The 14,866-nt window shown below is 70.7% G+C and carries 12 protein-coding genes; 7 read left to right on the top strand and 5 right to left on the bottom strand.

All coding sequences use genetic code 11. The annotated features are described in order from the left end of the window. Positions 1–35: 35 nt before the first annotated feature. From E3U25_RS21095 to E3U25_RS21075, 5 genes are all read right to left on the bottom strand, one after another. Entirely contained in the window at positions 36–395 is a 360-nt protein-coding gene (locus tag E3U25_RS21095; RefSeq protein WP_116223134.1) for a hypothetical protein, read from the bottom strand. Positions 396–490: 95 nt separating this feature from the next. Beyond that, positions 491–1,534 carry a selenide, water dikinase SelD gene (selD, locus tag E3U25_RS21090; protein WP_116223135.1) on the bottom strand — a complete coding sequence of 348 codons (1,044 nt, stop codon included), beginning with the start codon at positions 1,532–1,534 and terminating at the stop codon, positions 491–493. Then, positions 1,531–4,629, bottom strand: a complete 3,099-nt coding sequence (locus tag E3U25_RS21085) for an efflux RND transporter permease subunit (protein ID WP_072461353.1) — start codon at positions 4,627–4,629, stop codon at positions 1,531–1,533. The genes selD and E3U25_RS21085 overlap by 4 nt, the downstream gene beginning before the upstream one ends. A 3-nt stretch (positions 4,630–4,632) precedes the next feature. Next, positions 4,633–5,802, bottom strand: a complete 1,170-nt coding sequence (locus tag E3U25_RS21080) for an efflux RND transporter periplasmic adaptor subunit (RefSeq protein ID WP_036751456.1) — start codon at positions 5,800–5,802, stop codon at positions 4,633–4,635. 158 nt (positions 5,803–5,960) lie between these two features. Further along, a complete protein-coding gene (locus E3U25_RS21075; RefSeq protein WP_036751458.1) occupies positions 5,961–6,134 on the bottom strand; it encodes a DUF1674 domain-containing protein in 174 nt (57 codons plus the stop codon). A 54-nt stretch (positions 6,135–6,188) separates the two neighbouring features. Here E3U25_RS21075 and E3U25_RS21070 point away from each other — a divergent pair, with 54 nt between their 5' ends. From E3U25_RS21070 to E3U25_RS21040, 7 genes are all read left to right on the top strand, one after another. Beyond that, positions 6,189–7,460 (top strand): RsmB/NOP family class I SAM-dependent RNA methyltransferase, encoded by a 1,272-nt coding sequence (locus E3U25_RS21070; RefSeq protein ID WP_116223136.1) that lies wholly within the window; start codon positions 6,189–6,191, stop codon positions 7,458–7,460. Between the two features lie 30 nt (positions 7,461–7,490). Next, positions 7,491–9,140 carry a heparinase II/III family protein gene (locus tag E3U25_RS21065; protein WP_072461356.1) on the top strand — a complete coding sequence of 550 codons (1,650 nt, stop codon included), beginning with the start codon at positions 7,491–7,493 and terminating at the stop codon, positions 9,138–9,140. A gap of 40 nt (positions 9,141–9,180) precedes the next feature. Next, the gene (gene purH, locus E3U25_RS21060) at positions 9,181–10,770 is read left to right on the top strand and encodes a bifunctional phosphoribosylaminoimidazolecarboxamide formyltransferase/IMP cyclohydrolase (protein ID WP_116223137.1); all 1,590 of its coding nucleotides are present in this window, start codon (positions 9,181–9,183) and stop codon (positions 10,768–10,770) included. Next, positions 10,770–11,462 (top strand): signal peptidase II, encoded by a 693-nt coding sequence (gene lspA, locus E3U25_RS21055; protein WP_072461359.1) that lies wholly within the window; start codon positions 10,770–10,772, stop codon positions 11,460–11,462. The genes purH and lspA overlap by 1 nt, the downstream gene beginning before the upstream one ends. 31 nt (positions 11,463–11,493) lie before the next feature. Then, positions 11,494–12,066 (top strand): DUF3035 domain-containing protein, encoded by a 573-nt coding sequence (locus E3U25_RS21050; RefSeq protein WP_036751466.1) that lies wholly within the window; start codon positions 11,494–11,496, stop codon positions 12,064–12,066. 95 nt (positions 12,067–12,161) lie between these two features. Further along, positions 12,162–13,544 (top strand): M16 family metallopeptidase, encoded by a 1,383-nt coding sequence (locus tag E3U25_RS21045; RefSeq protein ID WP_116223138.1) that lies wholly within the window; start codon positions 12,162–12,164, stop codon positions 13,542–13,544. Then, the gene (locus tag E3U25_RS21040; RefSeq protein WP_116223139.1) at positions 13,541–14,854 is read left to right on the top strand and encodes a M16 family metallopeptidase; all 1,314 of its coding nucleotides are present in this window, start codon (positions 13,541–13,543) and stop codon (positions 14,852–14,854) included. Before E3U25_RS21045 ends, E3U25_RS21040 begins: the two co-directional genes overlap by 4 nt. Positions 14,855–14,866 lie beyond the last annotated feature (12 nt).

Genomic DNA, 14,866 nt, shown 5'->3' with positions numbered 1-14,866 from the left:
CGCGGCAAGGGGGGCAGCGTCAATCGCCCGCGGTATCAGCAGGCCGGCACCGGCTCGGGCCGGCCGGCAAGGTCGAGGCCGCGGGCGGTGGGCGGCTGCCAGGTCCGGGTGGCGGCATCCGCACCCGAAGGATTGGTGCCGATCATCGACCCGCCGGTGCCGCCCGTCCAGCCGGTCGAGCCCGAGTTCTCGGGCGCGGTGCCGTCGGCCGAGGCGGTCTCGGGCGTCGCCGGCTCGGCCTGGGCCGCGGCGGGCGGGCATTCGCCGGCGCCGGCGGCGGCGGTCTGTGCCGGCTTTTGCGCCTCGGCAGGGGCGTCCTGGGCCGAAAGCGGCGCGGCCAGGCAGGCCAGCGCCACGCTCAGCACGGCGATACGGGACAGGGAAATCTGCGACATGGGCTGCATCCTCCTGCGCCCCAACGCCGGCCACGGCACCGGGTTCCCCGCCGCCCGCCGCTTCTTCGTTGTCCAAATACCCAAGAATCCCGGCGCTATTCGACCGAGATGCCGGCGACCCCCTGCTCGGCATGCCCGACCACGGCCGCCAGCGGGAAGCCCGCGCCGCGGATGAAATCCAGCACCTGGCCAGCGGCCCCAGGCGCGCAGGCGACCAAGAGCCCGCCCGAGGTCTGCGGATCGGTCAGCAGCGCCCGCTGCCAGGGGGCAAGGCCCTCGGGCAATTCGACCTCGGCGCCATAGGCAGCCCAGTTCCGGGTCGAGGCGCCGGTGACGAAACCCGCCTCGGCCAGTTCCGCCGCCCGCGACAACAGCGGCAATTCCGCCAGCCTCAGCCGCAGCCGCAGCCCGGCGCCCCGCGCGATCTCCAGCCCGTGGCCGAGGATGCCGAAGCCGGTCACGTCGGTGATGGCATGGACATCGCCGCGCTTGGCCAGGTCGGCGCCGATGCGGTTCAGCGTGGTGGCCGAGGCGACCATCTCGGCCACGCCGGCCTCGTCCAGCGCGCCCTTCTTGATCGCGGCGGAATAGATGCCGACGCCCAGCCCCTTGGTCAGGATCAGCGCGTCGCCCGGCCGCGCATCGGCATTGCGCCGCAGCTCGGAGGGATGGCAGAGCCCGACCACCGCCAGGCCATAAATCGGCTCGGGCGCGTCGATGGAATGACCGCCCGCCACCGGAATCCCGGCCTGGTGGCATATCTCGCGCCCGCCTTCCAGGATCTCGCGGATCTGCGACGGCGCCAGCTTGTCGATGGGCATGCCCAGGATGGCCAAGGCCATGATCGGCCGCCCGCCCATGGCATAGATGTCGGAAATCGCGTTGGTCGCGGCGATGCGGCCAAAGGCGCGCGGATCGTCCACCATGGGCATGAAGAAATCGGTGGTGGCGATGACGCAGGTATCGTCGTCGACCTGCCAGACCGCGGCGTCGTCCGAGGTCTCGGTCCCGACCAGCAGCTGCGGGAACGCCTGCGCCAGGGGCTGATCGGCCAGCAATTCGCGCAGGACCGAGGGCGCCAGCTTGCAGCCGCAGCCGCCGCCATGCGCCAGCGAGGTCAGTCGGGGAAGGTCGTTCATGTCCGGGCTCTCCTGTCGGTCAGCCGGCGCACGGTAACGTAGAACGCCGGCACCATGAAGATGCCAAGGAAGGTCGCCGCGATCATCCCGCCCATCACCCCGATGCCGATCGAGTTCTGCGCCGCCGCGCCCGCGCCGGTGGCGATGGCCAGGGGCAGCACGCCCAGGATGAAGGCCAGCGAGGTCATCAGGATCGGCCGCAGCCGCAGCCGCGCGGCCTCGATGGCGGCCGCGACGGTGGCGCGGCCGGATTGTTCCAGGTCGCGGGCGAATTCGACGATCAGGATGGCGTTCTTGGCCGCCAGGCCGATGGTGGTCAGGATGCCGACCTTGAAATAGACGTCGTTGGCCTGGCCGAAGGTCAGCGCCGCCACCACCGCGCCCAGAACCCCCACCGGCACCGCCAGCATGACCGAGAACGGCACCGACCAGCTTTCGTAAAGCGCCGCCAGCGACAGGAACACCACCAGCGCCGACAGCGCGAAGAGCCAAGGCGCCTGGTTGCCCGATTGCCGCTCCTGATAGGACAGGCCCGTCCATGCGGCGGCATAGTTGCCGGGCAGGCCGGCGATCAGCTCCTCCATCGCCGCCATGGCCTGGCCGGAACTGGCGCCCGGCGCCGGCTCGCCCTCCATCTCGATGGCGTCGATGCCGTCGATCCGCGCCAGCGAGGGCTCGACCGGCTCCCAGCGGGTCGACATGAAGGCGGTGAAGGGCACCATCTCGCCGCCCGCGTTGCGGGCATACCAGCTGTCCACGTCCTCGGGCTGCATCCGGTTCGCCGCCGCGCCCTGCACGATGACCGGGCGCAATTGCGCCCCCAGGGCAAAGTCGTTGACCTCGGTCCCGGCGAAGATGGTCGAAAGCATGGCGTTCACGCCCGACAGGCTGACGCCCAGGCTTTCCGCCTTCTGCTGGTCGATGTCGATGCGCAACGCCGCCTCGTCCTCGGTGCCCGAGCTTTCGACATTGGTCAGCCGCGGGTCTTCGTTCGCCCGCTGCTCAAGCAGCTCGGCCGCCTCGGTCCGCGCCTCGATGCCGCCGCCCGCCTGGTCGGTCAGATACATGGTGAAGCCGGCCGAGTTGCCCAGCCGCGGGATCGCCGGCGGCTGCATGAAGAAGATGCGCCCGGCCCGGTGCCCCGAGAAATGCGCGTTCGCGCGCCGCGCCACCGCCGAGGCGGACAGCTCGGCTTTCTGCCGCAGGTCGAAGTCGCGCAGCTTGACGAAGATCATCGCCCGGTTCTGCGAGGTGCCGCCGAAGCCGAAGCCCATGGCGACAAAGACCGATTCCACTGCGTCCTTTTCCTCGGTCCGCATGTATTCCTCGATCTCCTGCACCACGGCGGCGGTCTGCTGCGCGGTCGAGCCCTGGGTCAGGGTGATGCGCGATTGCAGCACGCCCTGGTCCTCGCCGGGGATGAAGGTCGTGTCCAGGCGGCCGAACAGGTCGATGGCGCCATAGCTGATCGCACCCAGCACCAGCATGACCAGCATCGGCCGGCGCAGGGTGCGGCGCACGCTGGCGGAATAGCCGCGCGTCACCCGGTCGAAGCCGGCGTTGAACCAGCGCGCGGGCGCAAAGCGCGCCGGGCCGTGGCTTTGCCGCAGAAGGCTGGCGCACATCGCCGGCGTCAGGATCAGCGCCACCAGCAGCGACAGCACCATGGCGGTGATGATCGTGACCGAGAACTGGCGATAGATCACCCCGGTCGAACCGGGCATGAACCCCATGGGCAGGAACACCGCCGACAGCACCAGCGCGATGCCGATCAGCGCGCCGCTGATCTGGCCCATGCTCTTTTCCGTGGCCTCGACGGGGCCCAGCCCCTCCTCCTCCATCACCCGCTCGACGTTCTCGACCACGACGATGGCGTCGTCGACCAGAAGGCCGATGGCCAGCACCATGGCGAACATGGTCAGCGTGTTCACCGAATATCCCAGCGCCCCCAGCATGCCGAAGGTGCCCAGCAGCACGACGGGGATGGCGATGATCGGGATCAGCGTCGCCCGCCAGTTCTGCAGGAAGACCAGGATGACCAGGAACACCAGCCCGATGGCCTCGATCAGCGTGTGATAGACCTTCTCGATCGACAGCTCGACGAAGGGCGCGGTGTCATAGGCGATATGCACCTCGACCCCTTCGGGCAGGGCGTTCTTCAGCCCCTCCAGCGTGGCACGCACCCCGCTCGCCGTCTCGACCGCATTGGCGCCGGTGGCCAGGTTCACCGCAAAGCCCGAGGCGTTCATGCCGTTGAAGCGCGAATCGCGCCCATAGCGGGTCTGGCCGATCTCGACCTCGGCCACGTCGCCCAGCCGCACGGTGGCGCCGTCCTCGCCGGTCTTCAGCAGGATGTTGCGGAAATCCTCGACCGAGGTCAGCTGGCTCTGCGCGGTGATGTTGGCGGTGAACTGCTGGCCCGCCACCACCGGCTGCTCCCCCAGCGCGCCGACCGAGACGGTGCTGTTCTGCTGCGCGACGGCGGTAGTCAGGTCCGTGGGCGTCAGCTGGAACTGCGCCAGCCGCAGCGGGTCCATCCAGATCCGCATGGCATAGCCCGAGCCGAAGACATTGACCCCGCCCACCCCCTCGGTGCGCTTGACCGGCCCCTCGACCACCTGCTCCAGCAGGTTGCCCAGCTCGATGGTGGAATGCTGCCCGGTGGTCGAGACCAGCGAGCCGACCATCAGGATCGACGAGGACGAGCGCGTGACCGAGACGCCGTCGTTCTGCACCGGCGTCGGCAGCCGGCTTTCGACCGAGCGGACCTTGGACTGCACCTCGTTCAGCGCATCGACCGGGTCCACGCTGTCGTCGAAGACCATCTCGATCACGCTGCGCCCGGTCGAGGCCGAGGAGATGGTATAGAGCAGCCCGTCGAGCCCGGTCAGCGCGTCCTCGATCGGCGTCGTGACCGAGTTCTGCACCGCCCGCGCCGTCGCCCCGGAATAGTTGGCGGTGATGCGGATCGTGGTCGGCGCGATGTCGGGATATTGCGAGACCGGCAGGTTGATCAGCGACCAGGTGCCGATCAGCATGGTCACGATGGCCAGCACCCAGGCAAAGACCGGGCGGTGAATGAAGAAACGTGCCATGCCCTAGCCTTCCCCGCGCTCGTCCATCTCGCGCACGACGCCCTGGGCGTCGATGGTGACGGGGACGGTGGCGATCTCGGCGCCGGCGCGCAGGTTTTCCAGCCCGTCCACGATCAGCTGCTCGCCCGGATTGATGCCCTGGGTGACGATCCAGCTGTTGCGATAGCTGCCCTGCTCGCTCAGCGTGACCTGCTGGGCCTTGCCGTCGCGGGCGACGAAGGCGGTCAGCGTGCCGTCCGAGGCGCGGCTGGTCGCGCGCTGCGGGACCAGCACCGCGCGGGTGGTGCCCAGCGTCAGCTTCACCCGCAGGAACTGGCCGGGCAGGATCATCCGGTCGGGATTGTCGAATTGCAGCCGGATCGGCACCGTGCCGGTGGTGGGCGAAACCGCGATGCCGGGGCTGACGATCCGCCCCTCGCCCTGGTATTCCTCGCCGGTCTCCAGGATCAGCTGGGTCGTCACCCCGCTGTTGACGACCAGCTGGCCGGCGCTGATGCGCGCCCGGTTGCGCAGCATGCGGGCGCTGGATTCCGAGACGTCGACATAGATCGGGTCGAGCTGGGTGATGGTGGTCAGCGATTCGGACTGGCTCGCCGTCACCAGGTCGCCGACCGAGACCGCCGCCACATCCGCCACGCCGTCCAGCGGGCTCTTGATCTCGGTGCGCTGCAGGGCCAGCCGCGCCGCATCCCGCGCGGCCTCGGCCGATTTCAGGTCTGCCTCGGCCTGTTTCAACGACACCTCGGCATTGGCGCGGTCCACGGCCGAAACGCCCGAACCCTCCAGCCGGCGATAGCGGGTGACGGTATTCTGCGCCTGGGTCAGGCTGGCCTCGGCCCCCGCCACGGCGGCCTCGGCGGCGGCCAGCGCCGCGGCCAGCGTCTCGGGGTCCAGGCGGAACAGCACGTCGCCGGCCTTGACCGGCCTGCCGGGATCATAAGAGATTTCAAGCACTTCCCCGCCAACCTGCGGCCGGATGCCGGTCTGCTGATAGGCGATGGCGCGGCCGGGCAGGGTGACGGTATAGGGCACGTCCTCCTCGGCGGTGGCCACCACGCCGACCTCGGTCGGGCCCTGCGCCCCGCCCCCACCCGGACCCTGCTGCGCGAAAGCCTGCCCCGCCAGCATGATCGCCAGCGCCGCCCATCTCATCATCCCCTGCCCAGAGGCCATCTGCCGTTCCTTGCGGTTTTGGTGGTTGGCGCATTGTTTAGACGCCGAACCCCAATGGCAAGTAAACGGCCAGCTCAACGCCGTTCACGGATTCGCCAGCAGGGCGGATTTCTCCGTTCTCCAAATACCCATGCGACCGGGCAGCCGGGCACGGCGCCTCAGAAATCGACGCAGATGCCCTTCTTTTCGTAATCGCCATAGCGCACCGGCTCGGGCCCGTCGCGCCCGCCCAGCTCGACCGGCAGGTCCAGCGGCTTCGCCTTGCGGCGGCGCTCCTCGGCCTCGGCCAGCGCGCGCTGCGCGGCGGGCGGCAGATCCTTGCGGTCGGTCATGGCGGTTTCCCCTGCTTCACGCTAGACGGGATCAATCTAGGCAAGGGGCAGGCTTTGGACAAGTCACAGGGCAAGACGGTCAGGGACGGGGCACGCAAGGGCGCGCTGCGCCTGCTGGCCGCGGTGGACGAGGGCGCGACGCTGGACGAGGCGGCGGCGCTGACCGAGCGCCTGTCGCCGCCCGACCGCGCCCGCGCCCGCCGCCTCGCGCTCGAGGTGCTGCGCCGCGCCGACCGCGCCGACCTGCTGCTGGCGCCGCTGCTGGCCCGCCGCCCGCGCCCCGAGATCATGCGCATCCTGCGGCTGGCCACCGTCGAGATGCTGGCCCTGGACGAGGCGCCGCATGGCGCGGTCAATGCCGCCGTGGCGCTGGCACGGTCCTCGGGGCCAAAGGGACAGGCGGCGGCCGGCATGGTGAACGCGGTGCTGCGCAAGATCGCCGGCGCCGCCCCGGCCTGGGCCGGGCTTTCGCCGCAGAAGATGCCGCCCTGGCTGCGCGCGCCCATCGTCGCCGCCTGGGGCGAGGATACCGCCCGCGCCATCGAGGCCGCGCATGAGGCCGGCGCGGCCCTGGACCTGACCCCCAAGGGCGCGGATTGCCCCGGCGAGGCGCTGCCCACCGGCTCGCACCGGCTGCCTGCCGCCGCGCAGATCTCGGCCCTGCCCGGCTATGCCGAGGGCGACTGGTGGGTGCAGGACGCGGCCGCCGCGCTGGCGGTGCGGGTGCTCGACCCCCAGCCGGGCGAGGCGATCGCCGATCTTTGCGCCGCGCCGGGCGGCAAGACGCTGCAGCTCGCCGCCGCCGGGGCCGAGGTGACGGCGGTGGACATTTCCGAGCCGCGCCTGGCCCGCGTGGCCGAGAACCTGGCGCGCTGCCGGCTTTCCGCCCGGCTGGTCGCGGCGGATGCGCTGGACTGGCGGCCGGACGCGGCCCTGGACGCGGTGCTGCTGGATGCGCCCTGCTCGGCCACCGGCACCATCCGCCGCCATCCCGAACTGCCGCGCATCCGCGACGGCGAGGGGCTGGCCGAACTGACCGGCTTGCAGGCGCGGCTGATCGACCATGCGCTGGAGCTGCTCAAGCCCGGCGGACGGCTGGTCTATGCCACCTGCTCGCTCCTGCCCGCCGAGGGCGAGGCGCAGCTGGCCGCCGCCCTGGCCCGCCATCCCGGCCTGGCGGTCGAGCCGCCCCGCGCCCCCGGCATCGAGCCGGGCTGGATCACGCCCCAGGGCGGCTTGCGGCTGCGCCCGGACCTGTGGCCGGAACGCGGCGGCATGGACGGGTTCTTCATCGCGCGCTTGCGGAAATCCGCCGAGCGGACCTAAGGTTGCGCCGTCCTAGTGAATGCGTTGCCCATGACCGATAGCACCGTCGCGCCCAGGGGATTCCTGCGCCGCCCCGAACCCAAGGCCATCGGCCATCCCGGCCGCGGCGAACAGATCGCCGCGGGCACCCTGCATCTGGGCGGCATCACGCTGTCGGGCGATTTCTTCGCCGCCGACCTGCCCGCCAGCGTCGCGGCCGAACTGGCCGGCTTCGGCTGGCTCGACGATCTTGCCGCCGTGGGCACGCCCCGCGCCCGCGCCATCGCCCAGGACCATGTGCTGCGCTGGCTGCGCCGGCATCGCCAGCCGCAGCCCGAGGCACCGGAATGGGCGCCGCAGGTCGCCGGGCGGCGGGTGCTGCGCTGGATCTTCCATGCCGGGATGATCCTGCCGGGGCTGGACCGCGACGGGGCCGAGCCCTATTTCCGCGCCCTCGACCAGCACCTGCTCCACCTGCGGGACAAATGGTTCGACAGCACCGACGGGCTGTGCCGGATCGAGGCGCTGGCGGGGCTCGCCATCGGCGCCATGTCGCTGCGCGACCGCCAGGCCCTGGCGCAGCCGGCGCTGATCGCCCTGGCCGAAGAGGCGGACGCCATGGGCGTCGCCACCCTGTCCGAGGCGCGCGCGCCCGAATCGCTGCTGGAGGCGATGGCGCTTCTGGTCTGGGCGCAGGAGGTCGCCGAAGAGGTGGGGCTGGAATGCCCGCCCGAGCTGCGCGCCATCATCGCCGAGATCGCGCCGATCCTGCGGGCGCTGCGCCATGCCGACGGCGCGCTGCCCAGCTTTCACGGCGGCGGGCGCGGCGCGGCCGGACGGCTCGACCGCTGCCTGCGCGCGGCCGAAGGCCCGGCCCTGCCGGTCAGCGGGCTCGCCATGGGCTTTGCCCGCATGGCGCGGGCCCGCACCACGCTGATCCTGGATGCCGCGCCGCCGCCCGGCGGTCCGGCGGCGATCCGCGCCCATGCCTCGACCCTGGCTTTCGAGTTGACCGTGGCGCGCCAGCCGCTGATCGTGAATTGCGGCCCCGGCGACGGCTTCGGCCCGCTGTGGGCCAGGGCCAGCCGCGCCACGCCCTGCCATTCGGCGCTGTGCCTGGCCGGCCTGTCCTCGTCGCGGCTGAACCCGAACCGGCAAGAGGGCGAGCCCGACATCCTGACCGAGCGTCCCGACCTTGTCTGGGCCGGCGATTGCGACGCGCTGGGCAACCTGACCGCCCCGGATTGCGGCCCGGCGCATTCGCCGGAACCCGCGCATCTGCTGGCCGGCCATGACGGCTGGCTGGCCAGCCACGGGCTGACGCATCTGCGCGAGCTTTGGCTCGATCCCGACGGCATGGGCCTGCGCGGCGAGGATTCGCTGGCGGCGCTGGACGCCAGCGCCCAGGCCCGGCTGGACCAGGTCCGCCCCGAGGAAGGTCTGGCCTTCGACATCCGCTTCCACCTGCATCCCGAAGTCCAGGCCCGCCAGCAGGGGCAGGAAATCCACCTGACCCTGCCGGGCGGCGAGGAATGGCTGTTCAGCCATGACGGCGTGGGCCAGCTGCGGCTGGAGGCGTCCTGCCTGCTCGACCGCGCCATGGCCGAGCCGCGCCCCTCGCGGCAGATGGTGATTTCCGCGCATCTGCTGGGCCGGGCGATCCAGATCGGCTGGACCTTGGCGCGTTCCGGGGGTAGGTGACGGGCCAAATCCGCCATCCACCGCACGGGGCCTCCGACCGATGACCGACCGCATTCCGCTGAAGCGCGCGCTGATTTCCGTTTCCGACAAGACCGGGCTGGTCGATTTCGCGCGGGCGCTTTCGGCGCGGGGCGTCGAGATCCTGTCCACCGGCGGCACCGCCAAGGCGCTGCGCGAGGCGGGGCTGAGCGTGGTGGACGTGGCCGAAGTGACCGGCTTTCCCGAGATGATGGACGGCCGCGTCAAGACGCTGCACCCGGTGGTCCACGGCGGCCTGCTGGCGCTGCGCGACAACGAGGAACACATGGCCGCCGCCCGGTCGCACCGGATCGGCATGATCGACCTGCTGGTCGTCAACCTCTATCCGTTCGAGGCGACGGTGGCCAAGGGCGCCGCCCATGACGATTGCATCGAGAACATCGACATCGGCGGCCCGGCGATGATCCGCGCCGCCGCCAAGAACCACGCCTTCGTGACGGTGGTGGTCGATGTCGAGGACTATGCCGCCGTGCTGGCCGAGCTTGACGCCAACGACGACCGCACCAGCCTGGCCTTTCGCCAGCGGCAGGCGCAGATCGCCTATGCCAGGACGGCCGCCTATGACGCCGCGGTCTCGACCTGGATGGCCGGGGCCATCGGCGAGGAAACCCCGCGCCGGCGCAGCTTTTCGGGCCAGCTGGCGCAGACCCTGCGCTATGGCGAGAACCCGCACCAGTCCGCCGCCTTCTACAAGGACGGCTCGGACCGTCCGGGCGTCGCCACCGCGCGGCAATGGCAGGGCAAGGAACTCAGCTACAACAACATCAACGACACCGACGCCGCCTTCGAGCTGGTGGCCGAGTTCGACCCGGCCCAGGGCCCGGCGGTGGCGATCATCAAGCACGCCAACCCCTGCGGCGTGGCCCGCGGCGACAGCGCCGTCGATGCCTACCGGCGCGCCTTCGACTGCGACCGCACCTCGGCCTTCGGCGGCATCATCGCGCTGAACACCACGCTCGACGGCGAAACCGCGCAGGCGATCACCGAGATCTTTACCGAGGTGGTCATCGCCCCCGACGCCACCGACGAGGCGAAAGAGATCTTCGCCGCCAAGAAGAACCTGCGGCTCTTGACCACCGGCGGGCTGCCCGACCCCGCGGCGCCTGGGCTGGCCTTCCGCCAGGTCGCCGGCGGCTTCCTGGTGCAGGGCCGCGACAACGGCCGCATCCTGCGCGCCGACCTGAAGGTGGTGACGAAGCGCCAGCCGACCGACCAGGAACTGGCCGACCTGCTGTTCGCCTGGACCGTGGCCAAGCATGTGAAATCGAACGCCATCGTCTATGCCCGCGACCTGGCCACCGTCGGCATCGGCGCCGGCCAGATGAGCCGCGTCGATTCGACCCGCATCGGCAAGCGCAAGTCCGAGGACATGGCCGAGGCGCTGGGCCTGGCGCAGGCGCTGACCATCGGCTCCTCGGTCGCCTCGGACGCCTTCTTCCCCTTCGCCGACGGGGTCGAGGCACTGGCGGCGGCGGGCGCGCGGGCGGTGATCCAGCCCGGCGGCTCGATGCGCGACGCCGAGGTGATCGAGGCCGCCGACCGGCTGGGCCTGGCCATGGTCTTTACCGGCCAGCGGCATTTCCGTCACTGATGGCCGAGACCGCGACCCCCAAGCCGCGGAAAAGCCCGGCGGCCCGCAAGCGGCGCGGCAAGAAGCCGCCGCCGCGCGTCGGGCGCAACGTGGCGCTGGTGGCGGGGCTGGTCTTTGTGCTGGACCAGGCGCTGAAATACCTGGTCGTGCATGTGCTGCGGCTGGACCAGCTGCGCGAGATCGACGTGATCGACCCCTGGCTGAACCTGCGCATGGCCTGGAACCAGGGCATGAACTTCGGCCTGTTCGCCAGCGATGTCGAGGTGATGCGCTGGGTGCTGATCGCCATCGCGCTGGCCGTCTGCCTGTGGGTCGGGATCTGGGTCGGGCGGGCCAAGCCGTCGCGCTTTGCGCAAGCCTCGGCCGGGCTGCTGATCGGCGGGGCGCTGGGCAATGTCGTGGACCGGCTGACCTATGGCGCGGTCGCGGATTTCCTGAACATGTCGCTGCCGGGCTGGCGCAACCCCTACAGCTTCAACGTGGCCGACATCGCCATCTTCCTGGGCGCGATGGGGCTGGTGCTGCTGCCGCCCGAGCGCAAACCCGAGCCGAAGAAGCGCCGCGCCCCGGCCAAGCCGCGGGCACCCAAGCCCCGCCCCGCGAACGGCGAACGGCCCTTGGCCGGCGACGAGGCGCAGGCGGAACTGGCGCTGGACGACAAGACCCGTGACGAGGCCGGGAATACACGCTAAGAACGGGCCGGACGAACAAGAGGGACGCAAGATGCGGGCGATCGCGCTGACCATGACCACGCTGCTGCTGGCCGCTTGCAGCAGCGATCCGCGTCTGATGAACACCAACGCCGGCCGCACCAGCCCGGACGAATTCTCGATCCTGCCGACCAAGCCCTTGCAGATGCCGGCCGACCTGAACGTGCTGCCGCCGCCGACGCCGGGGGGTGGCAACATCACCGATCCGACGCCCCATGCCGATGCCGTGGCGGCGCTGGGCGGCAATCCGGGCCAGCTTGCCGCGCAGGGCGTCGGCGTCGCGGATGCCGCGCTGATCGCCCATGCCTCGCGCCTGGGCCGCGACCCGGCGATCCGCCAGACCACCGCGCAAGAGGATCTGGCCTGGCGCAGCCGCCATTCCCGCCGCGCGCTCGAGGTGCTGGCGCGGACCAATGTCTATTACCGCGCCTATGAATCGATGACGCTGGACAGCTGGTCGGAACTGGAACGCTGGCGCCCGACCGGCGTGCAGCTGCCCGCCGCGCCGCCCCGCGGCATGAGCAACGGCGACGTCGCCGCCCGGCCCAGCGTGGTGGACCGGGTGCCGATCCTGCGCGAGGACTGATCGCGCCCCGATCACGCCGAGATGAGGGGCGGCAGGCTTGCGCGCGACCCCGCGCAAGGGCAGGTTCGTGGCGCGACCCCGAACCGGAGCCTGCCATGACCATCCTGACCCGACTTGCGCCCCTTGCGCTGCTGCTGGCCGCATCCCCCGCGCTGGCCGAAATGCCCAAGGGAATCAGCCATTTCACCCTGGAAAACGGCCTGGAAGCCGTGGTGATCGAGGATCACCGCGCCCCGGTCGTGGTGCAGATGCTGTGGTATCGCATCGGCTCGGCCGACGAGCAGCCCGGCAAGTCCGGCATCGCGCATTACCTGGAACACCTGATGTTCAAGGGCACCGACAAGCTGGGACCGGGGGATCTCAGCAAGACCGTGACCGCCAATGGCGGCATGGACAACGCCTTCACCAGCTACGACTTCACCACCTATTTCCAGCGCATCGCCAGCGACCGCCTGCCGCTGATCATGGAGATGGAGGCCGACCGCATGGCCAATCTCAAGATCGGCGAGGACGACTGGCAGGCCGAGCGCCAGGTGGTGCTGGAGGAACGCTCGCAGCGCACCGACAGCGACCCCGGCGCGCAATTCTCGGAAGAGCGCAGCGCGGTGCAGTTCTACAACCACCCCTATGGCCGCCCGGTGATCGGCTGGCGGCAGGAGATGGAGGGGCTGACGCGCGAGGATGCCATCGCCTGGTATGATGCGCATTACGCCCCGAACGCCGCGGTGCTGGTCATCGCCGGCGACGTGACCCCCGAAGAGGTGCGCGAACTGGCCGAGAAATATTACGGCCCCGTCCCGCCCAAGCCCGACGCCGCCCGCCAGCCGCGCCCGCAAGAGCCGATCCAGCGCTCGCCCCGGCGGATGGAGCGGGTCGACCCCCGCGTCGCCCAGCCGGTGATGATCCGCACCGTGATCGCGCCCGAACGCAACCGGGGCGAGCAGCAGCAGGCGGCCGCGCTGACCGTGCTGGCCAACCTGCTGGCGGGTTCCAGCCAGACCTCGGTCCTGGCCCGCGACCTGGTACTGACCGGCAAGGCGCTTTACGTGAATGCCTCCTACGACGGGTTCGCGGTCGATCCGACCACCTTCGGCATCTCGATGGTGCCGGCGCCGGGGGTTGAGAATGCCGAGGCCGAGGCGGCGCTGGACGCGGCGCTGGCGAAATTCCTGGCCGAGGGCCCCGACCCCGCGCAGCTGGAACGGGTCAAGACCCGGATCCGCGCCGCCCGCATCTATTCCCAGGATTCGGCGCATGGCCGGGCCTATGACTATGGCCAGGGCCTGGCCACCGGCCTGACCATCGAGGACGTGAACGACTGGCCCGACCTCCTGGCCGCCGTCACCACCGAGGACATCCGCGCCGCCGCCAGGCTGGTGCTGGAAAGCAAGGCCAGCGTCACCGGCTGGCTGCTGCCGCCGCCCGAGGAGCCGAAACCCGTCGCTGCCGAAGCCGCCAATCCGGGAGAAGCCGAATGATCCGCGCCCTTGCCACCCTTGTCTTCGTCGCCCTGGCCAGCCTGCCTGCGCGCGCCATCGAGATCCAGGAGATCACCTCGCCCGGCGGCATCAAGGCCTGGCTGGTCGAGGATCACTCGATCCCCTTCACCGCGCTGTCGCTGATGTTTCGGGGCGGCGCCAGCCTGGACGCGCCGGGCAAGCGCGGCCAGATGAGCCTGATGACCGCCCTGCTGGAGGAGGGCGCGGGCGAGATGGACTCGGTGCAATATGCCGAGGCGGTCGAGGGGCTGGGCGCGCAGAACCGCTTCGATGTCGGCGACGATGCGCTGACCGTCAACGCCCGCATGCTGACCGAGAACCGCGACAAGGCGGCCGAATTGCTGCGCCAGGCGCTGGCCGAGCCGCGCTTCGACCCCGATGCGGTCGAGCGGGTGCGGGCGCAGTTGCAGGCGGTCATCCGGTCCGAGGCGACCAGCCCGAACGCCATCGCCAGCAAGGAACTGGCGCGGCTGGCCTGGGGCGAGCATCCCTATGCCACCTCGATCAACGGCACGCGCGAATCCGTCGCCGCGCTGACCCGCGACGACCTGGTCGCGGCCAAGGACCGCATCCTGGCCCGCGACCGCGTGGTGGTGGCCGCGGCCGGCGACATCACCGCCGAGGAACTGGGCAAGCTGATCGACGCCGTGCTGGGCGGGCTGCCCGAACAGGGCTCGGCCCCGCTGCCGGACAGGGCCCGGCTGCAACTGACCGGCGGGGTGACGGTGATCGACTGGGACAGCCCGCAGACCGTGGTCAGCTTTGCCCAGCCCGGCCTGCCCATGTCCGACCCGGATTACTTTGCCGCCTTCGTCGCCGATCACATCCTGGGCGGCGGCGGCTTTTCCTCGCGCCTGATGGACGAGATCCGCGAAAAGCGCGGGCTGACCTATGGCGTCAGCACCGGCCTTGCCAACGGCGTCTATGGCGAGACCTGGCAGGGCGGCATGGCCAGCGCGAACGGCAAGGTGGCCGAGGCGGTCGGCCTGATCCGCCAGGAATGGGACCGTTTCGCCAAGGGCGGCGTCACGGAAAAGGAACTGGCCGATGCCAAGACCTACCTGACCGGCGAATATGCGCTGCGCTTCGACGGCAACGGCAAGATCGCCGGCATCCTGGCCGGGATGCAGCTGATCGGCCTGCCGGCGGATTACGTCAACACCCGCAACGGCAAGATCGAGGCGGTGACGGCCGCGGACGTGCAGCGCGTGGCGCAGCGCCTGCTGCATTCCGACCAGATCCGCTTCGTGCTGGTCGGCCGGCCGGAAGGCATCGACGCGACCAACTGACGAATCCTTTCC

This window comes from Paracoccus versutus (assembly GCF_029909795.1).
Taxonomy (GTDB): Bacteria; Pseudomonadota; Alphaproteobacteria; order Rhodobacterales; family Rhodobacteraceae; genus Paracoccus; species Paracoccus versutus.
This window is presented reverse-complemented; position numbering and strand designations above follow the sequence as displayed.